We start from the raw sequence: 24,933 nt of genomic DNA on the forward strand, positions 1-24,933 counted from the left end.
ACAGCTCTCGTCCATTACAGCGCGTCACTTCCACGGTGACGCGCTTTTTTTTTCGCAGCAGCAGATTCAGTTTGCGCAATCGTCGGCGGACGGTACGCCCGATGCGCGGCTGTCCCACTGCTCGCTCAGATGCGTACGCGCTTTGAGTTCCGCCACGTTCAACAGCTTTACATGACGGTGACGCACCTGTATCAGCCCGCGATCCATCATCTTCGACAATAGCCGGCTGACGGTTTCCAGCTTGATACCCAGATGATTGCCGATGTCCTCGCGTGTCATGCGCAAATAGAACTCGCTGCTCGAATAGCCACGCGCGGCGAATCGCTCCGACAAGTTGACCAGGAACGTAGCGACTCTTTCTCCCGCGCTCATCGAACCGAGCGAGAGCAGCATCACGTGGTCCTTTCTGACTTCACGGCTCGTCATGCGAAGCAACTGCTGTTGAAGGAACGGCGCGCGGATCGCAAGCATGGCGAGGTTCTCGACGTGAATCACACACACGTCGGAGTCTTCGAGCGCGATGGCATCTGACGCGTATCGGACTTCGTCGAAGCTATCTAGCCCGACCAGATCACCTTGAATATGGAAGCCCGTGATATGCACCCTGCCATCCGCGGAGCTCGTCAGCGTTTTCAACATTCCCGAGCGAATCGCATACACCGAAGTCAACGGATCGCCCTGACGATACAGCGTCTGCCCCTTTCTAATGCGGATACGTTCGTGGATCTCGATGTCGAGGATCGAAATTTCTTCCCGACTCATACCCTCGGGTACGCAGAAGCGGTCCAGCGAACAACGTGAACAACAAGGCATGACTATCTTTCCGGGTTCTTGACGAAGGCAAGCGTGCAGCGTCGCGCACGACGAATCATCGGCGTCGTTGCGAGTGCTAATAAGCGGCATGTGGATGTTGAATCGGCCTACGGCGATCCCTCTCACCGGGCGGTGCTCCGAGGTCCGAGAGAATAGCCGGCCGCGCGGCGCAGCCCGGAGCGCCGCGCCAGGCAACGCAAACCGGGAGGTCCGAACAGGTTGCAAGGGTAAGGCGCGGACCTCGAAAATTTCTTGATTGCCGTCAATTTTGAGATAGATCACGGATGACGTTCGCCAGAGCGCAAATCGTGTGCGCCACAACATCGGACGGCCGCGACACGACGAATCGAATGCATTTTTAAGCAAAGTCAATATTCGACAGACGGCGAATCGTTACGCTCTGAAGCTTTTCTGGATCCCCCCAACACAGGCTGGCCAGATCGGCATCGCCATGAAACTACTTACGCGCATTTACCGAGGGAAGATAGTAAGAGTGGTGTCGGCGGGAAGCTTTGCGTTGGTCGCGCTCATAGCGTTCGGGCTGCTGGAAACGTCAAAACTCGAGTCGAATGTGGCGGTGTTGTATGCCGGGAATATCGCGCCGGTCAGCGAGCTCGATGCCATACGCATTGCGGAAATGGACATGCGCAGGCAGTTCTGGAGAGCGCTCGCGTTACGAGATCCTGACGTCACAACGGCAGCGATTCGATCGATACGCAGATCGATCGAAAAGCTCGACAAAGCCTGGTTGCGCTATTTCCCGGCGGGCATCAGCAGCGCGGAGGAGCGCACATTGGCGAATGTGCTCTTACGCGACCTGCCTCGATTCGAAGCCATCATCAAAGAAGGCGTGGTCTTGCTGGCCGACGCACGCTACGACGCGGCGTCGAAATGGTTAGACGGCAACATCGATTTCATGGACCGCCTGGACACCAGGCTCGGCCAGGACATTGCTGTCAATACGCGGCAGGCCGAGCGATTCGCTCAGGAATGCGCGTCGATCGTCAAGACGACCTTCATGGTGGGTTCGGGATTCGTCGTGGCGGTTTTATTGCTGGTCGCGGGCCTGTTCGTGTACCTGTTGCTTGAGCGAGACGACGTCAAGAGAGAGACGCGCTATCACCTGTGGATGGCCAACCGAGTCTTCGAGCACGCTTCGAACGGTGTCATGATTATCAACAAGAAGGGAATGATCGAGCGGATCAATCCGGGTTTTACGATCCTGACCGGTTACACGCAGGACGAGGTATTCGGTCGCTCTCCGTGTCTGCTCAATTCCGGACGCCAGAACCGGACCTTCTACGAAGATCTATGGTGTCGCCTGAACGAAACCGGCCATTGGAAAGGCGAGGTCTGGAACCGCGGAAAGGACGGCCGCATCTATCTCGAATCCGTGTCGATGTCGGGCATCCGCGACGGGGACGGACATTATTCGCATTTCGTTGCATTCAGTTCCGATGTAACGCAACGTCAACTCGAAGAAGAACGCCTGAGTTATCTGGCGACGCACGACGCATTGACCGGATTGCTGAATCGCGCGCAGTTCGGCGAGCATCTGCGTCAGGCGATCTTGCGCGCGAAACGCAAGCTGACGCGTGTTGCGTTGCTGTTCATCGATCTCGACGGTTTCAAGCAGATAAATGACACGCTCGGTCACGGCATGGGCGATGAAGTGCTGAAGATCGTCGCGTCGAGGATCAGACAATCGCTACGCGAAAGCGACGTGATCGCGCGCTTCGGCGGCGACGAGTTCACCGTCGTCCTCGAAGAGATAACCGATCCGCAGGATGTGGCGCGCATTGCGCACAATCTGGTGGCATCGATAGCACGTCCGATGGATATCGACTCGACCCAGGCGCGCGTGACGACCAGCATCGGCATCAGTTTCTTTCCAGATCACGGCGCGGGGCCGAATGAACTGCTCCAGCGCGCCGATATCGCAATGTACGAAGCAAAGGGTTCAGGCAAGAACAACTTTCAGTTTTGTGCGCTGACAGAAGGCGCCACAGCGAGGCACAGCGCCGAAGATGCCACGGCAGACCAAGCGGATTGACCTGTCAGAGCAGTCCCAGCGAGGCATCGTATGCCTCTGCGGTCATCACGGGCGTCAGCGTGAAATTGAAGAGATCGTTCCACTGGATGATCCATGCAGCGAGTTTCGACGCATCGTCCGCTTCGATGACTGCATATCCGCCCGGCTCCGCGATCGCATGCCAGCGGGCGATAATGTTGATCTCTTTCGACCTCGAACTATTGTTTCGCATGCTTTTGTAGCGTTCGACTGCAACCTTTCTTGCGCTTGCGGGACCGGACCAGTGGACGACGAATAGCATGAAGGACCCCTTTTTTCTAGGCGGCGTGGACAGATGATGCGCCTGACGCGGTTGGCATGTCGAGCGTGCGCAGAATGATATACACACAGGGGAAATCGTCACTGTCGTGCACAGGTGGCACTGCCCATCTTGCACAGAGCTACGTCGCGATTAATCCAGCGAGCGCTACCGTTTGGATTTTTTCCGACTACCGTCGAGCAGGCGTGCCACCCGCGTTAGAAGCGTTCGGGCCACGGCCATAGATCCTTACCGCAGGAGCTCGATTAAAAGCATCCGTTCACCGTGTCGGTGCGCAGCGGGATTCGTCAAACCAGCTGGAAGAGAAAACACCTGACCTCCCGGCCATCGCGCGGGCGACTCAGCCGAGAGTGCGTTGATAGAATCGGGTTACACGGGGATTACACAGCTTCCGCTCGGCGCAGATTCGAACTGCAGAAGCGCGTCTAAGTAATTGATTTTATTGGCCCGCCCTACACGACTCGAACGTGTGACCTACGGCTTAGAAGGCCGTTGCTCTATCCAGCTGAGCTAAGGGCGGAGAACCGGAACGCGCGGCCGAAACAGACAGACAGCCGCGGATCAGAAGAGACGGCGATTTTACCTCATTCGCCGCCCCGCTTGTCCCGCTTCATCACACCGGTTGCGGATGCATCATGAACCAGCCGAAAAAGAAGATACCCGCGATCACGCAATACACGCCGAACGACGCGAGCTTGCCGTGCCCTTCGAAGTAGCGCATCAGGAAACGCACGCTCAGATACGCTGCGATGCCCGTGAGCACGCCGCCCAGCGCCGCATCGGCCAGTTGTCCCGGTGCGTGAAAAAGCTTCGGCAATTCGAGCACGCCCGCCGCGAAGATGATCGGCGTGCCGAGCAGAAACGAGAATTCCGCCGCGGCCTCGGCCGTGAGTCCCGCGCCGACGCCCGCGATCATCGTCAGACCGCTGCGCGAAAAGCCCGGAATCAACGCGCCGATCTGCGCCAGTCCGACCAGAAACGCCTGCTTGAACGTGAGCTTATCGGGCGCCTGCAGCGCGCGACGCTTTTGCAGACGGTCGCCCAGCCACAACAGCACGCCATTGACGATCAACGCCGCCGCGACGATCCGCAAATCGTGAAAAATCGCCTCGAGCCGCTTTTCGAGCAGCAGCCCGACAATGCCCGTCGGAATCGTGCCGATGATGAGCGCCCACATCATGTGGCCGTCGTCGTTCCTGCGGCCGCCGAGCGACGCGAAGAAGCCCCGGATCAGCGCGATCCAGCGAGTGCGGAAATACCAGAGCAGCGCGACGGCCGTGCCGAGATGCAGCGCGACGAGAAACGGCAGCAATTGCGGCGCGTGTTTGTCGATATGCATGCCGATCAGGCCGGGGACGAGCAGCGTATGCCCGAGGCTGCTGACCGGAAAGAGTTCGGTCACGCCCTGGAGCACGCTCAAGAATACGAGAAACCACAGAGTCACGCGTCGGTCCTTTTTTGAGGAGGATGAAGGACGCGCCGTGCAGTTCCATTCCTCGCGCACGCGAAGCCGAAAGGAGCGAACGGGGATCTGAAACAGGAAGGAACAGCCGATACGGCGCGCAAACGGGACCGATTATGCCGGTGGCGAAATCGAGCGCCAAGCGCTAACCGCACACAAATTGCGCCGACAGTCGATCGTCGGCAAAACGAATAATTATCGAAAGCTGGATATAAGCGGTACGAAAGAAATTCGCGTTCGTCCGTCAGACCTTCAGCTTGTAGAGAAAGATTACCGTGCTCGCGCCGAAGAGGCCGAACATCGCGACGCCCATTGCCATCGCCAGATCCATGGTTGCTCCCTGTCCGTCTGATTCCCAACACACGGAGCATATAACAACATATTGCATAAGCCTTGCTCAGTCGCAATTTCCCGCAAAGGGTTTTTCCGTACAGAATTCCAAGGCAGAATCGTCGGTTTGGGGCCGCGCGAATCGCGTAAGTGCCGCGCGCGGCGACAAGCCATTCAACGGAGCGTCCAGCCATCATGTCACCGGAAACCGACATCATCGAAATCGAGCGCGACGGCGCCGCCATCCAGCTCGCGCCGCGCGCGGGCGGCCGGCTCATGACCTGGCGCGTCGGCGGCGAGCCGGTCGTCCACTGGCCCGACGCGCCCGACTGGTCGAACCCGGCGAAGATCCGCGGCGGCAATCCGCTGCTCTTTCCGTTCCTCGGGCGACATTTCGTCGACGGCGAAATCGGCAAATGGCGCGATCCGGAAGGCGTCGTGCACGCGCTGCCGACGCACGGCTTCGCGCGCAACCTGCCCTTTTCCTGCACCCGCGATGCCGACGGCCACGGCCTGCGCATGACGCTCGTCGACAGCGACGCCACCCGCGACGGATATCCGTTCGCGTTCCGCTTCGAGGCGGCATACCGCATCGTCGACGGCAACACGCTCGAAGTCGAGCTCACGACGTCGAATCCGGGCGAGGTCGCGCTGCCCTACTACGCGGGGCATCACTTTTACTTTCATCTGCCGCACGGTCAGCGCGCGCAAAGCAGTGTCGAGCTGCCGCGCACCGAGCGGCGCCGGCAGCTTCCGGACGGCTCGATCAGCGACGCCGAGCCGGGTCTGCCGCGCTATTCGCTGGCCGATGCGAGCATCGTCGATACGTTTCACTGCCTCACGCGCCAGTCCGATGAGCCGATGCTGCTGAACCTGCCCGGCCGCACGGTCGGCTTCGAGCTGCATCAGCCGGATTCGGTGCCGTGGTACGCCGTCACGACCTGGACCGAAGCCGACACGTCGGACTTCTATTGCGTCGAGCCGTGGATCGGCCTGCCCGACGCCATCCACAACGGCCGCGGGCTGCGCTGGCTCGCGCCGGGCAAGACGGAGACGGCCTCGCTCAGGCTCGTCGTCACGGCCGACAAGTAACATCCCAGCCGCCCGCGCAAGGCGGCTTTCTGTCCGGGGAAACCCGAGACGGTAAAATCCTGCCTTTCGGTTCGCCGCGCGGCTGTGTCATGCACGGCTCGCGGCGGTGCTTTGCGAGGTCAGGTTTGCAAAAAACAATTCGACGGCTCGTCTGCGCATCGCTCATCGCAGTCCTGGCCGCTTGCGGAACGGGGCCGGTCGCGCCAGGCTTTTATCGGGTAGAGCGCGGCGACACGCTCTCAAAGATCGCGCGCGAGAACCGCACCACGGTGGCGAGCCTCAAGCGCTGGAACGGGCTCACGAATCCCGACGCGATCGAGGTCGGCCAGGTGCTGCGCATCGCCCCGCCGGCGGGCAGCGCGACAGCGGCGGATTCGTCGTCGGCGGGCGCGGCGGGCAGCGCGAAGAGCGATGCCAGCGCGCAAGTGCCATCGCAGAAGGCCGGACCGGCCGTGACGCTCGTCTGGCCGGCGCAGGGCAGCGTCATCCGCAGCTTCGACGGCAAGAATTCGAAGGGTATCGACATCGCCAATGCGGCGGGTACACCCGTCGTCGCTGCCGCGACCGGCAATGTCGTCTATGCGGGCAACGGCCTGCGCGGCTACGGCAACATGCTGATCGTCAAGCACGACGACGATTATCTGACCGCCTACGCCCACAATCGCGTGCTGCTGGTCAAGGAAGGCCAGACCGTGCAGCAGGGCCAGCAAATCGCCGAAATGGGCGATACCGACAGCAATCGCACGATGCTGCATTTCGAAGTGCGCTACATGGGCCGCTCGACAGACCCGGCGCGCTACCTTCCGCCGCGTTGAACGCCCGGCGGACGTTACAAGGAAGATCGATGAGATTGACGAAGAGGATGAACACGGCCGCGCTCGGCGCGGCATTGGCGCTGACCGGCGCGCTCGCCGGCTGCGCGCACACGACGACGATGACCTATCTGCCTTCGGGCGATACCGGTTTCGCGGTCAATTGCAGCGGCAGCGACGCCAGTACGAGCTGGGCGGCCTGCTACAAGCAGGCGGGCGAAACGTGCGGCGCGTATGGCTACGACGTGATTTCAAAGGACGCCGACAACGGCGCGACCGCGGGCGGGTCCGTCGGCGGGATTTTCGGGGCGAATATCAAGAACCGCTCGATGGTGATCCGCTGCAAGCAGTGACGCTCGCGAGATCAGGCGTCGGCGGTTTCGTCCTCGCCGCCTGATCGGGTCGGCGTGCGCCAGTGCCCCGACAATGGATCGATATGCGCGGCAAACACGACGAGCGATGCCACGCCAAGCGGCGCAACGGCGGCGAAAGCCCACATCAGATTCATGGCAGATACATTTTGAAACAAGTCTGCCGATGATACCCGTCCGGCAAAACCTTCGCTCAAACGAATCTTCTGAAACTGTGCGGCAGGTAGCGTTTTCCGGATTTTCGCCTAAGAACGTTCTTGCATCCCGTTACGCTCGGAAACAAGCCAATACACTCGGGCGTCGCGGATATTTCTAGACTGGTCTGAGCCCACGTCGATCTCCGCGCGAACAGTCGACGCGGGTCAGAAGCCCCGGTGTGCCCGCATCGGGGCTTCGTCTTTTCGCGAACGATGAAGAATCACTGTGGCTTGGCGGGCGGCTCGATCATCGACGGCGGCGTCATGTCCGTCGGCACGCCCTTGTAGTCGGGCGGATCCTGTGGCGGATGCTTGTGCTGCGGTTCGGCGCAGGCGGCAAGCCCGAGCGCGACGAATGCGGCACAAAGAAAGGCGGAAACGATACGCGGCATGAGACTCCCGGACGAGCGTCGAAAAGACAAAGGGGTTACAAGCCGTAACTTGTAACCCCTTCGTGTATCGTGGTCGGAGCGAAAGGATTCGAACCTTCGACCCTCTGATCCCAAATCAGATGCGCTACCAGGCTGCGCTACGCTCCGTCGAGCCGCGAATTGTAGCGTGCCTGATGCGCCGCCGCAAGCGTGCGTATTCTGTCGAAGCCGCGACAACGAACCTCATCACCGGGAGACAATCGATGAACCTCATTCTCTGGCGTCACGCCGAAGCGGAAGATCAGGCGTCGAGCGATCTCGCGCGACAGCTCACGCCGCGCGGACGCAAGCAGGCGCAAGGCATCGCCAAGTGGCTGAAGTCGCGTATCGACGACGACGCCGTGCTGCTCGCCAGCCCCGCCACGCGCACCATTCAGACCGCCGAAGCCTTCGGTGACCGCTACAGCGTGATCGACGCGCTCGCGCCGGGCAACGGCGCGCAGGCCGTGCTCGATGCCGCCGGCTGGCCCGACGGCATCGCGGAGACGGTCGTCGTGATCGGGCATCAGCCGACGCTCGGCCGCGTCGCCGCGCTGCTTGTTACCGGCCACGAAGCGGAGTGGTCGATCAAAAAATCGGGTATCTGGTGGTTTCAGGGACGCACGCGCGGCGGCGATGGCCACGTCGTGCTGCGCGCGGTGATCAATCCGGACCTGCTCTGAGCGTCGACGAGAGGGCGTCGAGCACGCGGGCATGCGCGTGTCGTTTCATCGAAACGTCATTGCGATGCCATGCGAGCGTCACCGCGCATTACTACATTGGCGAGGACTTGAAGCCACAGCCACGTCCTGTCGAGGAACGCCAATGCAAGATCTGCCGACGCCTTTCCTGCAACGCGGAGCGTCATCGCTCTCGCTCGATTCGCGCCGCCACCTTCCACGCACGTCGGAAACCATCGCGGGCCGCGAGCGCCTGCAAGTCGCGTGGGCGCGCGACGACGACGCCCTGCGCGACGCACAGCGCCTGCGCTATCGCGTGTTCTCGGAAGAAATGGGCGCGCGCCTGTCCGGCCCCGCCGGCCTCGATGTCGATGCATTCGACGCCTACTGCGATCACCTGCTCGTGCGCGATCTCGACACGCTGCAGGTGGTCGGCACCTATCGCGTGCTGCCGCCGCATCAGGCGGCGCGCATCGGCCGTCTGTACGCCGAAAGCGAGTTCGACGTATCGCGCCTGACGCATCTGCGGCCGAAGCTCGTCGAAGTGGGCCGTTCGTGCGTGCATCCCGACTATCGCAACGGCGCGGTGATCATGTCGCTGTGGGGCGGCCTCGCCGCCTACATGATGCAGAACGGCTATGAAACGATGCTCGGCTGCGCGAGCGTCGGCATGATCGACGGCGGGCACTATGCGGCGAACCTGTATTGCTCGCTGCCCGCCGATGCGTTGACGGCGCCCGAATATCGCGCCTTCCCGCACACGCCGCTACCCGTCGAGGAGCTGCGCACGGGCGCGAACGTCAGCGCGCCGCCGCTCGTGAAGGGTTATCTGCGTCTGGGCGCGAAGATTTGCGGCGCGCCCGCCTGGGACCCGGACTTCAACACCGCCGACTTCCTCACCCTCTTCCGCCTCTCCGAGATCAACGCGCGTTACGCGCGGCATTTCATCGGCGACATGCAGGGACGTTGAAGTCCTGAAAAGACGAGGCCCCAGCGACGGGGCCTTTTCATTTACGGCATCAGACGCCGGTATATACCACGCGATACGGCCGGCCGATCTTCTCCCATTCCATCGCCTCCTGAACGAGGCTGTAATCGGTGAGCGGATTGTTGGTCACCCAGTCGTTCGGCAGATGCACTTCGAAGCCGCCGACCGCCTGCCTCACCTCGATGCCGGGCAGCCCGACATCCGCGCGCCGGCGCGACAGCAGCGCCGCGAGCCGCAGGCAGAACAGCAGCGTCCATTCGACGTCGCGAGCCTGCGCGAGCTTGCCCAGCTTGCCCGCATGACCGAGCACGAGCGCGGCGAGACGCGCCTGATCGGTGCGCGAGAAGCCGGGCATGTCGGCGTTGCTGGCGATATACGCGGAATGCTTGTGATACGCGCTATGCGCGATCGACAGGCCGATCTCATGCAGCGACGCCGCCCACGCGAGGAACATGCGGTTCTCCTGGCGCACGTCTTCGTCGGGCTCGCCGAGCTGGTCGTAAAAGCTGATCGCCAGCTCGCCGATACGCTCGGCCTGCGCCGCATCGACGCCGTAGCGGCGCTTGAAGCCTTCGACCGTCACCGTGCGCATGTCCTGATGCTGCGAGCGCCCGAGCAGATCGTAAAGAACGCCCAGACGCAGCGCGGCGTCGGTGGTGTCGGCATAGTCGATGCCCAGTTCCTCGAACACGCCGAGCATGATCGACAGGCCGCCCGCCAGCACCGGCACGCGATCCGGTTTCAGCGCGACGAGCTTCAGCCGGTTCACGTTCTCCGCCTTGATGAGCGCGCGCTTCAGTTTCTCCAGGCCGCCGCGCGAGATGCCGTGCGTGATGCCTTCGTCGTTGAAGCCGTTGGCCTCGATCAGTTCCGCGAGCGCGCGCGCCGTGCCCGACGAGCCGATAGCCTGATCCCAGCCGGTCGCCTTGTATTCGTGCGAGATGATCTGGATTTCGCGCTTCGCGGCGAGTTCGGCCTGACGCATCGTGTATTCGTCGACATTGCCGGCCGGGAAGAACTGGCGGCTGTGGCTCACGCAGCCGATATAGAGGCTTTCCATGTGGATCGGCGTGTAATGCGAGCCGATGATGAACTCCGTGGAGCCGCCGCCGATGTCGACCACGAGCCGCTTGCCCGCGCTCGCCGGCACCGAATGCGCGGCGCCCGCATAGATGAGTCGCGCTTCCTCGCGCCCGGCGATGACTTCGATCGGAAAGCCGAGTGCGTTTTCCGCCTCGACGAGAAAGTCGTGCGCGTTTTTCGCGACGCGCAGCGTATTGGTGGCGACGGCGCGGACCTGCTCGGGATGAAAGTCGCGCAGGCGTTCGCCGAAACGCTTCAGGGCGTCCCAGCCGCGCACCTGCGAGGCGCGGTCGAGCATCTTGTCCTTCGACAGGCCGCCGCCGAGCCGCACGGGTTCGCGCAGCGCGTCGACCTGATAGATCTGGCTGCCGGCGGGCGTTTCCTCGACCCGGCCGACGATCAACCGGAAACTGTTCGATCCGAGGTCGACCGCGGCTAGTAGATGGGGATGTGTGACCATCGGATGTCCAGAGATCGTGAAGTGGGGAAAGGCACTGTCACAGCGGCGCTGTTGCAGCGCACGAATTCTATTCTATGCCGGCGCGGCGCAAACCTTCGGCAACTCGTTCGCAATCTCACCCATTCGGCGCGTTCGCGCTAGCGACGCTATCCGCAATGTGAGTAGAATTTGTGACAATCGTTCTGTCATAAAAAATACATCATACTGTGAGAGCATCCGAGAGTTTCCTTGCCCATCCGATCGAGACACCGTCACTCCCTCCGATGTCCATACGCTATCCGTTATTCAACCGCGAACTGGGCATATTAGGTTTCAACGAGCGCGTCCTCGCGCAGGCCGCCGACACAACGGTGCCGCTGTTGGAACGCCTTCGTTTCATCTGCATCACCAGCAGCAACCTCGACGAATTCTTCGAAGTCCGTATGGCGGGTCTGCAGGAGCAGATGCGCGACAACCCCGGCTCGCTCTCGCCGGACGGCATGTCGCTGCAACACGTCTACGACCTCGTCTCAGAGCGCGCGCAGCGCCTCGTGCGCCAGCAATATTCGATGCTGCATGACATCGTGCTGCCCGCGCTGGAGATGGAAGGCATTTATTTTCACGGCGCGGAAGGCTGGACCGCGCAGCAGACCACGTGGGCGCGCGACTACTTCTACAACGAGCTTCTGCCGGTGCTCACGCCGATCGGGCTCGATCCCGCGCATCCGTTTCCGCGCGTGTTGAACAAGAGCCTGAACTTCGTTGTCGAGCTGGAAGGCACCGACGCCTTCGGCCGTCAGGCGATGATGGGCATCGTGCAGGCGCCGCGCGCGCTGCCGCGGCTCGTGCGCATGCCCGAGGCCTTGTCGGGATATCCGCACGGCTTCGTGCTGCTGAGTTCGTTCATGCAGCACTTCGTCAACGAACTGTTTCCGCATCTGGTCGTCCGCAGTTGCCATCAGTTCCGCATCACGCGCAACAGCGAACTTTTCGTCGATGAGGACGAGATCACCAATCTGCGCGTCGCGCTGCAGGGCGAATTGCCGGCGCGGCATCTGGGCAATGCCGTGCGTCTCGAAGTATCGGCGGAAACGCCACCGCATCTCGTGCGGCGTCTGCTCGACGAGAGTCAGTTGAGCGAACGCGACATGTATCGCGTGAACGGCCCGGTGAATCTCGTGCGTCTGATGCAGTTGCCCGAGATGGTCGACCGGCCGGATCTCAAGTTCGTGCCGCATATTCCCTCGGTGCCGAAGTCCATCGCGAACACGTCGAACCTCTTCGATGCGATCGATCAGGGCGATATCCTGCTGCATCACCCATACGAGAGTTTTCAGCCGGTGCTGGAGCTGCTGCTGCAGGCGGCGAAGGACCCGCAAGTCGTCGCGATCAAGCAGACCATCTACCGCACGGGCACTGATTCGCCGCTGATGGACGCGCTCATGCAGGCCGCGCGCAACGGCAAGGAAGTGACGGTCGTCGTGGAGTTGCTGGCGCGCTTCGACGAAGAGACGAATATCAGTTGGGCGTCGCAGCTCGAAGCCGTGGGCGCGCATGTTGTTTATGGCGTCGTCGGCCACAAGTGCCACGCGAAGATGATGCTGATCGTGCGTCGCGTGTCGCTGGGCGGCAAGCTGGTGCTGAAGCGTTATGCGCATCTGGGCACGGGCAACTATCATCCGCGCACGGCGCGCCTTTATACCGACTTCGGCCTGATGACCGCCGATCAGGAAATGTGCGAGGACGTGCATCACGTGTTTCAGCAACTCACCGGCATCGGCGGCGAGATTGCGCTCCATCAGCTATGGCAGTCGCCGTTCACGCTGCACGCGAAGCTCATCGATGCGATTCGCGCCGAAGCCGAGCATGCGCGCGCCGGGCGGCGGGCGCGGATCGTCGCGAAGATGAACGCGTTGCTGGAGCCTACCGTTATTGCCGCGCTTTACGAGGCGTCGCATGCGGGGGTCAAGATCGATCTGATCGTGCGGGGCGTGTGTTCGCTCAAGCCCGGCGTCGAGGATCTTTCGGAGAACATCACGGTGCGCTCGATCGTCGGGCGGTTCCTCGAACATCATCGCATTTTCTATTTCTATGCGAATGGCAAGGAAGATGTGTTTCTTTCCAGCGCGGACTGGATGGACCGGAACTTCTTTCGTCGCGTGGAGGTGGCGTTTCCGATTCGCGATCGGCGCTTGAAACGGCGCGTCATCGCCGAAGGGTTGTCGGTTTGTCTTGGGGATAATCAGTCGGCGTGGGTCATGCAGAGCGATGGGCATTATCGGAAGCGGCGGCCGGGGAAGTCCATTCGCAATGCGCAACTGGGGTTGCTGGCCAAGTTTTGCGCTTGATGCGTGGATGGGAGCGCTTGCGAAAGCAAACGCCCCTCACGCCGCCAGCGACTTCCTCAACGCCGTCCGCGAAGCGGGAAACCGCACGACAAACGTACTCCCCTTCCCCACTTCGCTCTTCACATCGAGCTCCGCATTGTGCCGTTGCAGCACATGCTTGACGATAGCCAGCCCGAGTCCGGTGCCGCCGGTATCCCTCGACCGGCTCCGATCCACGCGATAAAACCGCTCGGTCAGCCGCGGAATATGCTCCGCCGGAATCCCGAACCCGCTATCCCGCACCGCGAACACCGCGCGATCCTTCATCCGCTGCCACGACACTTCGATCGCACCGCCGTCCGGCGTATAACGCACCGCGTTGGTCACGAGATTGCCGAGCGCGCTCATCACTTCGGTCTCCGCGCCCGCGATGGTCAACGCATCGTCGGTACGGAACGTGATGCGATGCCGCCCGTTCGACAGATTGTTCGCATCGTCTTCGAGATGTCGCATCACCGCGCGCATATCGAGCAATTCATCGCCGGGCGGACGCATGTCGCCCTCGAGATTGGCGAGCACGAGCAGATCGCGCACGATGTTCTGCATGCGCGACGCCTGCTGCTCCATCATGTCGAGATAACGCATGCGATCGGTTTCATCGAGCGGCAATTCGCGCATCGTTTCGAGAAAGCCCGAAAGCACCGTCAGCGGCGTTTTCAGTTCATGCGAGACGTTGGCGACGAAATCGCGGCGCATCGAATCCGTGCGCTCCAGCTCGGTGATGTCCTGCGTGAGAATCAGCTTGCGATGATCGCCATACGGAAACACCTGCACCGATACCGTGTACTTGCGGTTCACGCCCATGCCGCGCATCACGAGCATCTCTTCGTAGTGGTGCGCGTTCAGATAGCGGACGAAATCCGGATGACGCACGAGATGCGTGATGTGCTGACGCAAATCGCGCTTCGCATCGAGGCCGAAATGCTCCTCGGCGATCGCGTTGCACCACTCGATCTGATCGTGATCGTCGAGCATCGCGACGCCGTTCGGCGACGCCTGGATCGCCTGAATGAAGCGCGCATGCTGTTGCTCGACCTGGCGCACTTGCGCGTGCCAGCGCTTCGCGAGTTTATGCAGCCGGTAATAGATTTCGCCCCAGATGCCGAGCGCGCTCGGCACCTCGCCATAGACCGGCGCTTCGAGCAGACGCCACAGGCGCTGCATGTGATACGTGACGAAGAAGCCCTGCACGACCAGCATGAGCACCGCGAAAGCGAGCGCGACGCGCACGCCCGCGAGTGCGCCGATCGCGACGCTGATCGCCGCGAGCAGCGCGAGGGACACGATCGCACGCGTCCAGATGATGTTCATGTTGTCGGTGAGTCTGAGTGACGTTGATGCGGCAAGCTGGAGCGGCTCACGTTGAACCTGAACTCAGGCGCTCTTCGCCAGCCGGTATCCGCTGCCGCGCACCGTTTCGATCATAGCATCGCAGCCCGCGGGCTTGAGCGCCGCGCGCAGACGCTTGATGTGCACATCGACGGTACGTTCCTCGACGAACACGTGATCGCCCCACACCTGATCCAGCAATTGCGTGCGGCTGTGCACGCGCTCCGGATGCGTCATGAAGAAATGCAGCAGACGGAATTCAGTCGGACCGAGATCGAGCTTGATGTCGTTGCCCGAATGACTCGCCGCCACACGATGCGTCGCCGGATCGAGCCGCAGGCCGTTGATCGCGACCACGTCCTCCGTCAACTGCGGCGCGCGACGGCGCAACACCGCCTTGATGCGCGCCATCAGTTCTTTCGGCGAAAACGGCTTGGTGACGTAATCGTCCGCGCCGATCTCGAGGCCGAGCACCTTGTCCTGCTCGTCGCCGCGCGCCGTCAGCATGATGATCGGGATATGCTTCGTGCGCTCGTTGTTGCGCAGCTCGCGCGCGAACGAGATGCCCGACTTGCCCGGCAACATCCAGTCGAGCAGCACGAGATCGGGCAGCACGTCGCTGATCAGGTTTTGCGCCTGCTCCGCGTTGTACGCGCGAATGGGGCAATGTCCCGCATGCTGAAGATTCACCGAAATCAGTTCGGAGATCGCGGGTTCGTCTTCGACGACGAGGATACTGCTGGGCATCGGCACCTCTTGACCTTTTGCTTGAGTTAATACGATTGCGCGCAGCCGACGCTCAACTGAGCGCCTCGCGCTCGAGCTGGTCGCGCGAGATATGGCGCACGTCCGTGCCCTTCACGATATAGATGATGAATTCGGCGATGTTCTTCGCGTGATCGCCGATGCGCTCCACCGCCTTCGCGATGAACAGATAGTCGAGGCCCGCGGAAATGGTGCGCGGATCTTCCATCATGTACGTCACGAGCTTGCGCACGAAGGCGCGGAATTCATCGTCGATGGCCTTGTCGTCGCGCACGATCTGCGCGGCCGCGACCGTATCCAGGCGCGCGAACGCATCGAGCGCGCGACGCAGGATCGACACCGCCATCTCGCCCGAGAGCTTGATCTCGGCGATGTTCACCGTGCGGCCCGCGCCGTCTTCGTTGATGCGCTTCACGCGCTTGGCGATCTTCTCGGCTTCGTCGCCGGCGCGTTCGAGGTTCGTGATGGTCTTCGAGATCGCCATGAGCAGGCGCAGATCGCGCGCGGCCGGCTGACGGCGCGCGATGATGTTGCTGCACTCCTCGTCGATCTCGACTTCCATCGTGTTCAGACGCACTTCGGCGGCGATCACCTGATCCGCGATGCCGATGTCGAATTCGTTCAGCGCCTGCATCGCGTTGATGATCTGCGACTCGACCAGACCGCCCATTTCCAGCACTTTCGACGACACCGCGTTGAGATCGGCGTCGAACTGGCTCGAGAGATGTTTATCGGACATATGTGCTCCTTAAGCCTGTGTGTTTGACCCGGCTTCGATCAGCCGAAGCGGCCCGTGATGTAGTCTTCCGTTTCCTTGCGGGCCGGCTTGATGAAGATCTTTTCGGTATCGCCGAACTCGATCAATTCACCGAGATACATATAGGCAGTGTAGTCCGAACAACGCGCCGCCTGCTGCATGTTATGCGTGACGATGACAACCGTGTAATCGCTTTTCAGTTCGGCGATCAGCTCTTCGATGCGGCCCGTCGAAATCGGGTCGAGCGCCGAGCACGGTTCGTCGAGCAACAGCACTTCCGGGCGGATCGCGATGCCGCGCGCGATGCACAGACGCTGCTGCTGGCCGCCCGACAGGCCATAGCCGCTCTGTTGCAGCTTGTCCTTGACTTCGGTCCAGAGCGCCGCCTTCGTGAGCGCCCATTCGACGCGGTCGTCCATCTCCGAGCGCGACAGCTGCTCGAACATCTTCACGCCGAACGCGATGTTGTCGTAGATCGACATCGGGAACGGCGTCGGCTTCTGGAACACCATGCCCACGCGCGCCCGCAGCAGCGAGATGTCGCGCGTCGTGTCGAGCAGGTTCGCGCCGTCCATCAGGATTTCGCCTTCGGCGCGCTGCTCCGGATAAAGCGCGTACATTTTGTTGAAGGTGCGCAGCAGCGTGGACTTGCCGCAACCCGAAGGGCCGATGAAGGCCGTCACCTTTTTCTCGGGAATGCGCAGGTTGATGTTCTTCAGCGCGTGGTACTTGCCGTAGAAGAAGTTGAGGTTGTTCACCTCGATTTTCGGCTTGATCGAATCCGCCGGCTGCGAGCTGTGCGTCGGGCGGATACTGCCCGGCGCCGGACCGCGCTCGACCGGCGTTTCAGTCTTCGGATTCAGGTGGTTGACACCACTTTCGACCATATTCATGGAATCACTCCGCCCTTATTTCTTCGAGAAGATCGCGCGTGCCAGGATATTCAGACCCAGCACGCCGAGCGTAATCAGGAACACACCGGCCCACGCGAGCGATTGCCACTGCGGGAACGGACTCATCGCGAACTTGTAGATCGTCACCGGCAGGTTGGCCACCGGCTGACTCATGTCCCACGAGAAAAACTGATTCGACAGCGCCGTGAACAGGAGCGGCGCGGTTTCGCCTGCAATGCGCGCAATCGCCAGCAACACGCCCGTGACGATGCCGCCGACCGACGCCTTCAGCGTGATCGACATCACCATCTTCCACTTCGGCGTGCCGAGCGCGAACGCGGCTTCACGCAGCGCGTTGGGCACGAGCTTCAGCATGTTTTCCGTCGTGCGGATCACGATCGGAATTTGCAGCAGGGCAAGCGCGATCACGCCGGCCCAGCCCGAGAAGCGCCCTACTTTCGCGACGACGAGCGCATACACGAACAGACCGACGACGATCGAAGGCGCCGACAGCAGAATGTCGTTGATGAAGCGCGTCACGTTCGCGAGCCAGCGCTTCTGGCCGTATTCGGCGAGGTACACGCCCGCGAGAATGCCGAGCGGCGTGCCCACGCAGGTCGCGAGCACGACGAGCATCAGGCTGCCGACGATCGCGTTGGCGAGACCGCCGCCATCGGTGTTCGGCGGCGGCGTCGATTGCGTGAACAGATCGATCGACAGGCCGCCGATGCCGAGCTTGAGCGTCGTGAAGAGAATCCACACGAGCCAGAGGAGCCCGAAGGCCATCGCAGCGAGCGAAAGCGTCAGCGCGAGCGCGTTGGTGCCGCGGCGGCGGCGTTGCAGCTTCATGCGCGTGGCTTGCACGCGTTCGGGATCCTGACTGAAGGTAGCGGGACGGCTCATTATTTACGGCCCTCCCCGCGTTCCATGCGCAAGAGCATCAGTTTCGAGAGCGCGAGCACGAAGAACGTGATCACGAAGAGAATCAGCCCGAGTTCCATCAGCGCAGACGTATGCAGTCCCGGGCTCGCTTCCGCGAATTCGTTCGCGAGCGCCGAGGTGATGCTGTTGCCGGGAGAAAAGAGCGACACGTTATCGAGCAGATTCGTATTGCCGATGACGAACGTGACAGCCATCGTCTCGCCGAGCGCGCGGCCGAGACCCAGCATGACGCCGCCGATCACGCCGGCGCGCGTATAGGGCAGCACGATCTTCCACATCACTTCCCACGTCGTGCAGCCGATGCCGTATGCCGATTCCTTCAGCAGCACCGGCGTCACTTCGAACACGTCGCGCATCACCGACGCGATGTACGGAATGATCATGATCGCGAGAATCACGCCCGCGCACAGAATGCCGATGCCGATCGGCGCGCCCTGAAAGAACATGCCGATCACGGGGACATCGCCGAGCAGATGGCCGAGCGGCTTCTCGAAGTATTGCGCGAAGATCGGCGCGAACACGAGCAGGCCCCACATGCCGTAGACGATCGACGGAATCGCCGCGAGCAGTTCGATGGCGACGCCGAGCGGGCGGCGCAGCCACGCGGGCGAAAGCTCGGTCAGAAAGAGCGCGATGCCGAAGCTCACCGGCACCGCGATGATGAGCGCGATGATCGAGGTCGCGACGGTGCCGTAGATCGGCACGAGCGCGCCGAAGCTCTCGCTGGGTGGATCCCACTCCGCGCGCCACAGGAACGAGAGCCCGAATTTCTGGATGGTCGGCATCGACGCGACGAGCAGCGAGACGATGATGCCGCCCAGCAGGAGCAGCGTGACGATGGCCGCAAGCCGAGTCAGGCCGCCGAAAATGATGTCGCCGGTGCGGCTCGGCGCGCGCTGGGTATGCGCCGCCGGCACCGCCGACGATAAGTTGATGTCCGACATGGGAGCCTTGGTTACGCTACGTGTCAGACCGCGCTGCAGGCCTTCCGGCCCGCAGCGCGGCTTTTTTGTTACCGACCGTCCCTCGCCTTCAGCAGCTTAGGACAGTTTCAAACTACGCGTGCTTCGCTTACTCCGCGACCGGCTTGCCGGCAGCGTCCTTGACCTTCGCCTTCCACTGCGTCTTGATTTCCGCAACGACCGAATCCGGCAGCGAGATGTAGTCGAGATCGTTCGCAGCCTGATTGCCGTTCTTGAACGCCCAGTCGAAGAACTTCAGCGTTTCCGTGCCTTGTTGCGGCTTCTCTTGCGTCGCGTGCAGCAGCACGAAAGTCGCGCCGACGATCGGCCACGCGTTCTGGCCCGACTCGTTCGTCAGAATCTGGTAGAACGACTTCGACCAGTCCGCGCCGGCGGCCGCCGCCTTGAACGTGTCCGTCTTCGGCTCGACGATCGTGCCGGCCGAGTTCTTCAAGCCGACGTAGGTCATCTTGTTCTGCTTCGCATACGCCCATTCGACGTAGCCGATCGCGCCCGGCAGACGCTGCACGAAAGCCGCGACGCCGTCGTTGCCCTTGCCGCCCGTGCCCGTCGGCCAGTTCACGGTCGAGCCTTCGCCGACCTTCGACTTCCACTCCGGGTTCACCTTCGACAGGTAATTCGTCCAGATGAAGCTGGTGCCCGAACCGTCGGCGCGGCGCACGACCGCGATGTCGGTATCCGGCAGCTTGACCTTGGGGTTCAGCGCGGCGATCGCCGGGTCGTTCCACTTCTTGATCTTGCCGAGGTAGATGTCGCCGAGCAGCGAGCCCGACAGCGTCACTTCGCCGGCCTTCACGCCCGGCACGTTGATCACCGGCACGACGCCGCCGACCACCGTCGGGAACTGGAAAAGGCCGTCCTTCGCGAGTTCATCGTCCTTCAGCGGAGCGTCCGAGCCTGCGAAATCCACCGTCTTCGCGATGATCTGCTTGATGCCGCCCGACGAACCGATGCCCTGGTAGTTGACCTTGCCGCCGCCCGTTTTCTGGTAGGCATCCGCCCACTTGGTGTAGATGGGAGCTGCGAAGGTACTGCCCGCGCCGGTGATATCGGCTGCTTGCGCGGAGATGGCGAACAGGGCGCCAATTACGCCAGCCAGCGCGGTTTGCATCAATTTCATGAGACCTCCAGGGTTGTGAGCGTGTGAGTCGACACCGCGAAATATAGGAGGAGTCTGTGACAGTAATATGACTCTCCGTGAAGCCGGCGTGTCATTTCGCTTACGCGCTGAAAGTTTGATCACACCCGATTTGTCAAGCCCTTGATGGAAATAAAAAAAGCGGGCCGAAGCCCGCTTTTAGCGAAATGTGACGACTTTCAGTAAACGCCTACGAAGTCGCCTCTTTCACGACCTGCGCAATCGTTTCCGCGTATCGAACTGCGTCCTGCTGCGCCGACGCTTCCACCATCACGCGCAGGACCGGTTCAGTACCCGACGCGCGAATCAAGACCCGGCCGTGCGATTCGAGGGAACGCTCGGCTTGCTCGACGGCGCGACGAATCGCGTCGCTGCTTTTCCAGTTCGCGCCCGCACTCATGCGCACGTTGATGAGCTTTTGCGGGAACAGGCTCACGCCGTCGAGCAATTCGGCGAGCGTTTTGCCGCTGCGCTGGATCGCCGCCAGCACGAGCAGCGCCGACACGATGCCGTCGCCGGTCGAATGACGATCGAGCGACAGGATATGGCCCGAGCCTTCCGCGCCCAGTTGCCAGCCGTTCTCACGCAGTTTTTCGAGCACGTAGCGGTCGCCGACGGCCGCGCGCACGAACTGCACGCCCGCCTCCTTCAACGCCACCTCGACGGCCATGTTGGTCATCAGCGTGCCGACGGCGCCTGCCACCTTGCCGTCCGTCGCGATGCGGTCCTTGACCAGCACGTAGAGCAATTCGTCGCCGTTGTAGAGACGGCCGGCCGAATCGACGATCTGCAAGCGGTCCGCGTCGCCATCGAGCGCGATGCCGATATCCGCTTTGTGCTCCAGCACGGCGCGCACGAGCGCATCCGGGGCGGTCGCGCCGACGCCGTCGTTGATGTTGAAGCCGTTCGGCGACACGCCGATCGGCACCACTTCCGCGCCGAGTTCGTGGAAAACGTGCGGCGCGACGTCATATGCGGCGCCGTGCGCGCAGTCGACCACGAGCTTCAGGCCACGCAGGTCGAAGCTCGCGGGAAACGTGCTCTTGCAGAATTCGATGTAGCGGCCGCCCGCGTCGTCGAGACGCCGCGCCTTGCCGAGGCGCTCGGACGGCGCGCATTCCATCGGCTGCTCGAGCTGGCGCTCGATTTCGAGCTCGACTTCGTCCGGGAGCTTGTTGCCGTCGGCGGAGAAGAACTTGATGCCGTTGTCGTTATACGGATTGTGCGACGCGCTGATCACGACGCCCGCCGACAGCCGCAGCGCGCGGGTCAGATAGGCGACGCCCGGCGTCGGCATCGGGCCGGCCAGCATCACGTCGACGCCCGCCGCCGAAAAGCCCGACTCCAAGGCCGCTTCCAGCATGTACCCGGACACGCGCGTGTCCTTGCCGATCAGCACCGTCGGGCGATTGCCCTTCTTCTGCTGCGCGCGGTCGGCGCCCGCGAGCACCTTGCCGGCCGCGTAGCCGAGCTTGAGTACGAAATCCGGCGTGATCGGCGCGACGCCCACGCGCCCGCGAATGCCGTCCGTTCCAAAATATTGACGTGCCATTATTGCCTGACCCTCCTCGCGAACATACGGCGCCTGTTTTCGGTCCGCGACTTTAGTTGAGATTTATATCGGCGCGTGCGCCTGCGCCTGATTCCTGATAAACGTGGCCAGGTTCAATGATGCCCACTTAGGGCGGCATCTTTTGTGGCCTGCCAGACCTTCAGCGCATCGACGGTCTCCGCGACATCGTGCACGCGGATGATCGCCGCGCCCCGCTCCGCCGCGCACACCGCCGCGGCGACGCTCGCCGCGAGCCGTTCGCCCGCGCCGCGCCCGGTGACAGCGCCGAGCATCGATTTGCGCGACATGCCCGCGAGCAGCGGAAAATGCGTCCCGGCCGGCAGCGTGGCAGCGAGATGCGCGAGCAACGCGTAATTATGCTCGACCGTCTTGCCGAAGCCGTAGCCTGGATCGAGACTGACGCGCGCCATCGGGATGCCAGCCTGCGCAAGCGCGGCGACACGTTCCGCGAAGAAATCGCGCACCTCGGCGACGACATTTTCGTACACCGGCTCGTGGAGTTGCATCGTGCGCGGCTCGCCGAGCATGTGCATCACGCATAGCCCGCAGTCGCTGCCCTTCACGGCATCGAGCGCGCCTTCCTGACGCAAACCCCAGATATCGTTGATCATGTCCGCGCCGGCGTCGAGCACGGCGCGCATCACGGCCGGCTTGTAGGTATCGACGGAAATCGGCACCTGCACGGCGCGCAGCGCCTCGACGATCGGCGCGACGCGTTCCAGTTCCTCGTCGAGCGGCACGGGCGGCGCGCCGGGACGCGTGGATTCGCCGCCGATGTCGATCATGTCGGCGCCGTCGGCGAGTAACTGGTGAGCGCGAGCGAGCGCGGCGTCGCGCGAAAGAAAACGGCCGCCGTCCGAGAACGAATCCGGCGTGACGTTGAGGATGCCCATCACGAGCGGGCGTTCGAAGGTCAGCGTGAAGCGCCCGCACTGGAGCGGCGCGGCTGAAAGCGGGGATGAGGTTGGTGTGGTCAAGCGAGTCGAACGATGCAAAGTGGTGACCGGACGCAATCGACGCCACGCTCAGCGTCCGATTAAAACGACGGCCGGAAATGGAAAATGGGCCGGCGTGCTATGCACACCGGCCCATGAACTCCTGCAGACGACTCAGGCCGTTGCCGGCGCGTTGCCCGGCTTGACCTCGGTGCCGCTGCTGCCGCCCGGGGGCGTGTCGCCGGAAGGCGGCGGCAAGTTCTTCGGCGGACGTGGCGGACGATCCGCCATGATGTCGCTGATCTGGTCTGCGTCGATGGTTTCCCATTCGAGCAGCGCCTTGGTCATCGCTTCGACCCTGACGCGGTTGTCTTCCAGCAGCTTGCGGGCGAGCGCGTATTGCTCGTCGAGAATGCGGCGGATTTCCGAATCCACCTTCTGCTGCGTGGCTTCCGACACCGACTTCGCGCCCATCTTGCCGAACATGCCGTTTTCTTCGGTATCGACGTAGACCATCGTGCCGAGCACATCCGACATGCCGTAGCGTGTCACCATGTCACGCGCCATCTTGGTCGCGCGCTCGAAGTCGTTCGACGCACCCGTCGACATCGAATTCAGGAACACTTCCTCCGCTGCGCGGCCGCCGAACAGGATCGCGATCTCCTCCAGCATCTTGTCGCGATACAGGTTCACGCGGTCATGCTCCGGCAACTGCCAGGTGACGCCCAATGCCCAGCCGCGCGGCATGATGGTGACCTTGTGGACCGGATCGGCGTGCGGCAGAAGCTTCGCCACCACGGCGTGACCAGACTCGTGGTACGCCGTATTCCGACGCTCTTCCTCGCGCATCACAGCCGACTTGCGCTCCGGACCCATGAAGATCTTGTCCTTCGCGTCTTCGAAATCCTGCATCTCGACAATGCGCTTGCCACGACGCGCCGCGAACAGCGCCGCTTCGTTGACGAGGTTCGCGAGATCCGCGCCCGAGAAGCCCGGCGTACCACGCGCGATGACCGATGCATCGACGTCGTTCGCGATCGGCACCTTGCGCAGATGCACCTTCATGATGTGCTCGCGGCCGCGGATATCCGGCAGACCGACGTACACCTGACGGTCGAAGCGGCCCGGACGCAGCAGCGCCTTGTCCAGCACATCGGAACGGTTCGTCGCTGCGATCACGATGACGCCCGAGTTCGCCTCGAAGCCGTCCATCTCGACCAGCATCTGGTTCAGTGTCTGCTCGCGCTCGTCGTTGCCGCCGCCCATGCCGGCGCCGCGATGACGGCCGACCGCGTCGATTTCGTCGATGAACACGATACACGGCGCGTGCTTCTTCGCCTGCTCGAACATGTCGCGCACGCGAGCCGCGCCCACGCCGACGAACATTTCCACGAAGTCCGAACCCGAGATGCTGAAGAACGGCACCTTTGCCTCACCCGCGATGGCGCGAGCCAGCAGCGTCTTACCCGTACCCGGAGGACCGACCAGCAGCACACCGCGTGGAATTCGCCCGCCGAGCTTCTGGAATTTCTGCGGATCACGCAGGAAATCCACCAGTTCCGATACTTCTTCCTTGGCTTCGTCGCAGCCTGCGACGTCGGTGAAATTGATCGCGTTGTTGTTCTCGTCGATCAGCCGCGCTCGCGACTTGCCGAACGAAAACGCCCCGCCTTTGCCGCCTCCCTGCATCTGCCTCATCATGTAGAACCAGAAGCCGATGATCAGGATCGTCGGCCCGAGGTAGTACAGCGCGGAGACGAGCGCATTCGGTTCATCGTCAGCCTTGCCGCTGACCTGAACGCCGTATTTCATCAAATCGCCGACCATCCAGATATCGCCCGGAGACACGATCTGATACTTCTGGCCGTCTGCCGGAGTGACCGTCAGATTGCGCCCTTGAACGGTGACCGTCTTGACCTTGCCGTTCTTCGCGTCGTCCATGAACTGCGAATAGGACACACCTTCCTGGACGCGGGGCTTATCGAACTGCTTGAACACCGTAAACAGCACCAGTGCGATCACGAGCCACACTGCCGCTTTAGAGAACATATTGTTGTTCAAAGCACCACTCCTCACTCATAGACGGGCGCCTACACAAACCTTGCGACGCCACAAAAGCATTCTAATCCAGACCGCTAACCCCTGCCATAAGGTTTATCCACCGCACAAATAGCGGCAGAGAGGCCTTTTCCGGCATAATCCG

At 62.2% G+C, this 24,933-nt stretch carries 23 protein-coding genes and 2 tRNA genes; 7 read left to right on the forward strand and 18 right to left on the reverse strand.

Going from position 1 to position 24,933, the window contains the following annotated elements:
- Positions 1-66 precede the first annotated feature (66 nt).
- Positions 67-1,095, reverse strand: coding sequence for a helix-turn-helix domain-containing protein (locus AWB80_RS33845; protein WP_341866850.1), 1,029 nt, complete (start codon positions 1,093-1,095; stop codon positions 67-69).
- A gap of 28 nt (positions 1,096-1,123) precedes the next feature.
- Here AWB80_RS33845 and AWB80_RS33850 point away from each other — a divergent pair, with 28 nt between their 5' ends.
- On the forward strand, positions 1,124-2,866 hold the full coding sequence (locus tag AWB80_RS33850; RefSeq protein WP_143328191.1) for a diguanylate cyclase domain-containing protein: 1,743 nt from the start codon (positions 1,124-1,126) through the stop codon (positions 2,864-2,866).
- 4 nt (positions 2,867-2,870) lie between these two features.
- Here AWB80_RS33850 and AWB80_RS33855 read toward each other — a convergent pair whose 3' ends face one another.
- The 3 genes from AWB80_RS33855 to AWB80_RS33865 all read right to left on the reverse strand — a co-directional run bounded on the left by AWB80_RS33855 (position 2,871) and on the right by AWB80_RS33865 (position 4,608).
- Entirely contained in the window at positions 2,871-3,146 is a 276-nt protein-coding gene (locus AWB80_RS33855; protein WP_061179039.1) for a DUF3303 domain-containing protein, read from the reverse strand.
- A 461-nt stretch (positions 3,147-3,607) separates the two neighbouring features.
- A tRNA-Arg gene (locus AWB80_RS33860) sits at positions 3,608-3,684 on the reverse strand.
- Positions 3,685-3,777: 93 nt separating this feature from the next.
- On the reverse strand, positions 3,778-4,608 hold the full coding sequence (locus AWB80_RS33865; protein WP_061179040.1) for an undecaprenyl-diphosphate phosphatase: 831 nt from the start codon (positions 4,606-4,608) through the stop codon (positions 3,778-3,780).
- A gap of 543 nt (positions 4,609-5,151) precedes the next feature.
- Here AWB80_RS33865 and AWB80_RS33870 point away from each other — a divergent pair.
- The 3 genes from AWB80_RS33870 to AWB80_RS33880 all read left to right on the forward strand — a co-directional run bounded on the left by AWB80_RS33870 (position 5,152) and on the right by AWB80_RS33880 (position 7,213).
- Positions 5,152-6,048: an aldose epimerase family protein gene (locus AWB80_RS33870; protein WP_061179041.1), complete on the forward strand. Its 897-nt coding sequence runs from the start codon at positions 5,152-5,154 to the stop codon at positions 6,046-6,048.
- Positions 6,049-6,173: 125 nt separating this feature from the next.
- Positions 6,174-6,863 (forward strand): peptidoglycan DD-metalloendopeptidase family protein, encoded by a 690-nt coding sequence (locus tag AWB80_RS33875; protein ID WP_061179042.1) that lies wholly within the window; start codon positions 6,174-6,176, stop codon positions 6,861-6,863.
- 29 nt (positions 6,864-6,892) lie between these two features.
- Positions 6,893-7,213: a hypothetical protein gene (locus tag AWB80_RS33880; RefSeq protein ID WP_061179043.1), complete on the forward strand. Its 321-nt coding sequence runs from the start codon at positions 6,893-6,895 to the stop codon at positions 7,211-7,213.
- An 11-nt stretch (positions 7,214-7,224) separates the two neighbouring features.
- On the opposite strand, the gene AWB80_RS45090 is transcribed toward AWB80_RS33880, so the two are convergent.
- The 3 genes from AWB80_RS45090 to AWB80_RS33885 all read right to left on the reverse strand — a co-directional run bounded on the left by AWB80_RS45090 (position 7,225) and on the right by AWB80_RS33885 (position 7,967).
- Entirely contained in the window at positions 7,225-7,428 is a 204-nt protein-coding gene (locus AWB80_RS45090; protein WP_244206883.1) for a hypothetical protein, read from the reverse strand.
- A gap of 221 nt (positions 7,429-7,649) precedes the next feature.
- A complete protein-coding gene (locus AWB80_RS44150) occupies positions 7,650-7,820 on the reverse strand; it encodes a hypothetical protein (protein ID WP_160147498.1) in 171 nt (56 codons plus the stop codon).
- Positions 7,821-7,890: 70 nt separating this feature from the next.
- Positions 7,891-7,967: transfer RNA gene (locus AWB80_RS33885), tRNA-Pro, on the reverse strand.
- A gap of 95 nt (positions 7,968-8,062) precedes the next feature.
- Here AWB80_RS33885 and AWB80_RS33890 point away from each other — a divergent pair.
- A complete protein-coding gene (locus tag AWB80_RS33890; protein WP_061179082.1) occupies positions 8,063-8,521 on the forward strand; it encodes a SixA phosphatase family protein in 459 nt (152 codons plus the stop codon).
- 142 nt (positions 8,522-8,663) lie between these two features.
- Positions 8,664-9,488, forward strand: coding sequence for a GNAT family N-acetyltransferase (locus AWB80_RS33895; RefSeq protein WP_061179044.1), 825 nt, complete (start codon positions 8,664-8,666; stop codon positions 9,486-9,488).
- Positions 9,489-9,537: 49 nt separating this feature from the next.
- Here the strand turns inward: AWB80_RS33895 and ppx are convergent, their stop codons facing one another.
- Entirely contained in the window at positions 9,538-11,049 is a 1,512-nt protein-coding gene (gene ppx / locus AWB80_RS33900; protein WP_061179045.1) for an exopolyphosphatase, read from the reverse strand.
- Positions 11,050-11,312: 263 nt separating this feature from the next.
- On the opposite strand from ppx, the gene ppk1 reads away from it, so the two are divergent.
- Complete coding sequence (gene ppk1, locus AWB80_RS33905) at positions 11,313-13,376, forward strand: polyphosphate kinase 1 (RefSeq protein ID WP_061179046.1); 2,064 nt, start codon at positions 11,313-11,315, stop codon at positions 13,374-13,376.
- A gap of 36 nt (positions 13,377-13,412) precedes the next feature.
- On the opposite strand, the gene phoR is transcribed toward ppk1, so the two are convergent.
- The 10 genes from phoR to ftsH all read right to left on the reverse strand — a co-directional run bounded on the left by phoR (position 13,413) and on the right by ftsH (position 24,791).
- Positions 13,413-14,726 carry a phosphate regulon sensor histidine kinase PhoR gene (phoR, locus tag AWB80_RS33910; protein WP_061179047.1) on the reverse strand — a complete coding sequence of 438 codons (1,314 nt, stop codon included), beginning with the start codon at positions 14,724-14,726 and terminating at the stop codon, positions 13,413-13,415.
- 63 nt (positions 14,727-14,789) lie between these two features.
- Positions 14,790-15,491, reverse strand: a complete 702-nt coding sequence (phoB, locus tag AWB80_RS33915; protein ID WP_061120967.1) for a phosphate regulon transcriptional regulator PhoB — start codon at positions 15,489-15,491, stop codon at positions 14,790-14,792.
- Between the two features lie 52 nt (positions 15,492-15,543).
- Complete coding sequence (gene phoU, locus AWB80_RS33920; protein WP_061179048.1) at positions 15,544-16,248, reverse strand: phosphate signaling complex protein PhoU; 705 nt, start codon at positions 16,246-16,248, stop codon at positions 15,544-15,546.
- 38 nt (positions 16,249-16,286) lie between these two features.
- Positions 16,287-17,159 (reverse strand): phosphate ABC transporter ATP-binding protein PstB, encoded by an 873-nt coding sequence (pstB, locus tag AWB80_RS33925; protein ID WP_061179049.1) that lies wholly within the window; start codon positions 17,157-17,159, stop codon positions 16,287-16,289.
- A 15-nt stretch (positions 17,160-17,174) separates the two neighbouring features.
- A complete protein-coding gene (pstA, locus tag AWB80_RS33930) occupies positions 17,175-18,062 on the reverse strand; it encodes a phosphate ABC transporter permease PstA (protein ID WP_061179050.1) in 888 nt (295 codons plus the stop codon).
- Positions 18,062-19,045, reverse strand: coding sequence for a phosphate ABC transporter permease PstC (gene pstC / locus AWB80_RS33935; RefSeq protein ID WP_061179051.1), 984 nt, complete (start codon positions 19,043-19,045; stop codon positions 18,062-18,064). Before pstC ends, pstA begins: the two co-directional genes overlap by 1 nt.
- 127 nt (positions 19,046-19,172) lie before the next feature.
- Entirely contained in the window at positions 19,173-20,204 is a 1,032-nt protein-coding gene (gene pstS, locus AWB80_RS33940; protein WP_061179052.1) for a phosphate ABC transporter substrate-binding protein PstS, read from the reverse strand.
- A 208-nt stretch (positions 20,205-20,412) separates the two neighbouring features.
- The gene (gene glmM, locus AWB80_RS33945; protein WP_061179053.1) at positions 20,413-21,774 is read right to left on the reverse strand and encodes a phosphoglucosamine mutase; all 1,362 of its coding nucleotides are present in this window, start codon (positions 21,772-21,774) and stop codon (positions 20,413-20,415) included.
- 113 nt (positions 21,775-21,887) lie between these two features.
- On the reverse strand, positions 21,888-22,688 hold the full coding sequence (gene folP, locus AWB80_RS33950; protein WP_087131813.1) for a dihydropteroate synthase: 801 nt from the start codon (positions 22,686-22,688) through the stop codon (positions 21,888-21,890).
- A 216-nt stretch (positions 22,689-22,904) separates the two neighbouring features.
- A complete protein-coding gene (gene ftsH / locus AWB80_RS33955; RefSeq protein WP_061179055.1) occupies positions 22,905-24,791 on the reverse strand; it encodes an ATP-dependent zinc metalloprotease FtsH in 1,887 nt (628 codons plus the stop codon).
- Between the last annotated feature and the right edge of the window lie 142 nt (positions 24,792-24,933).

The organism is Caballeronia pedi, from assembly GCF_001544915.2.
Taxonomy (GTDB): Bacteria; Pseudomonadota; Gammaproteobacteria; order Burkholderiales; family Burkholderiaceae; genus Caballeronia; species Caballeronia pedi.

Excerpts from the sequence above, each read along its gene's own strand:
- AWB80_RS33855 (WP_061179039.1), bottom strand. The coding sequence starts at position 3,146 with ATGCTATTCGTCGTCCACTGGTCCGGTCCCGCAAGCGCAAGAAAGGTT.
- AWB80_RS33870 (WP_061179041.1), top strand. The coding sequence starts at position 5,152 with ATGTCACCGGAAACCGACATCATCGAAATCGAGCGCGACGGCGCCGCC.
- AWB80_RS33880 (WP_061179043.1), top strand. The coding sequence starts at position 6,893 with ATGAGATTGACGAAGAGGATGAACACGGCCGCGCTCGGCGCGGCATTG.
- AWB80_RS44150 (WP_160147498.1), bottom strand. The coding sequence starts at position 7,820 with ATGCCGCGTATCGTTTCCGCCTTTCTTTGTGCCGCATTCGTCGCGCTC.
- AWB80_RS33890 (WP_061179082.1), top strand. The coding sequence starts at position 8,063 with ATGAACCTCATTCTCTGGCGTCACGCCGAAGCGGAAGATCAGGCGTCG.
- AWB80_RS33895 (WP_061179044.1), top strand. The coding sequence starts at position 8,664 with ATGCAAGATCTGCCGACGCCTTTCCTGCAACGCGGAGCGTCATCGCTC.
- ppx (WP_061179045.1), bottom strand. The coding sequence starts at position 11,049 with ATGGTCACACATCCCCATCTACTAGCCGCGGTCGACCTCGGATCGAAC.
- ppk1 (WP_061179046.1), top strand. The coding sequence starts at position 11,313 with ATGTCCATACGCTATCCGTTATTCAACCGCGAACTGGGCATATTAGGT.
- phoR (WP_061179047.1), bottom strand. The coding sequence starts at position 14,726 with ATGAACATCATCTGGACGCGTGCGATCGTGTCCCTCGCGCTGCTCGCG.
- phoB (WP_061120967.1), bottom strand. The coding sequence starts at position 15,491 with ATGCCCAGCAGTATCCTCGTCGTCGAAGACGAACCCGCGATCTCCGAA.
- phoU (WP_061179048.1), bottom strand. The coding sequence starts at position 16,248 with ATGTCCGATAAACATCTCTCGAGCCAGTTCGACGCCGATCTCAACGCG.
- pstB (WP_061179049.1), bottom strand. The coding sequence starts at position 17,159 with ATGAATATGGTCGAAAGTGGTGTCAACCACCTGAATCCGAAGACTGAA.
- pstA (WP_061179050.1), bottom strand. The coding sequence starts at position 18,062 with ATGAGCCGTCCCGCTACCTTCAGTCAGGATCCCGAACGCGTGCAAGCC.
- pstC (WP_061179051.1), bottom strand. The coding sequence starts at position 19,045 with ATGTCGGACATCAACTTATCGTCGGCGGTGCCGGCGGCGCATACCCAG.
- pstS (WP_061179052.1), bottom strand. The coding sequence starts at position 20,204 with ATGAAATTGATGCAAACCGCGCTGGCTGGCGTAATTGGCGCCCTGTTC.
- glmM (WP_061179053.1), bottom strand. The coding sequence starts at position 21,774 with ATGGCACGTCAATATTTTGGAACGGACGGCATTCGCGGGCGCGTGGGC.
- folP (WP_087131813.1), bottom strand. The coding sequence starts at position 22,688 with ATGGGCATCCTCAACGTCACGCCGGATTCGTTCTCGGACGGCGGCCGT.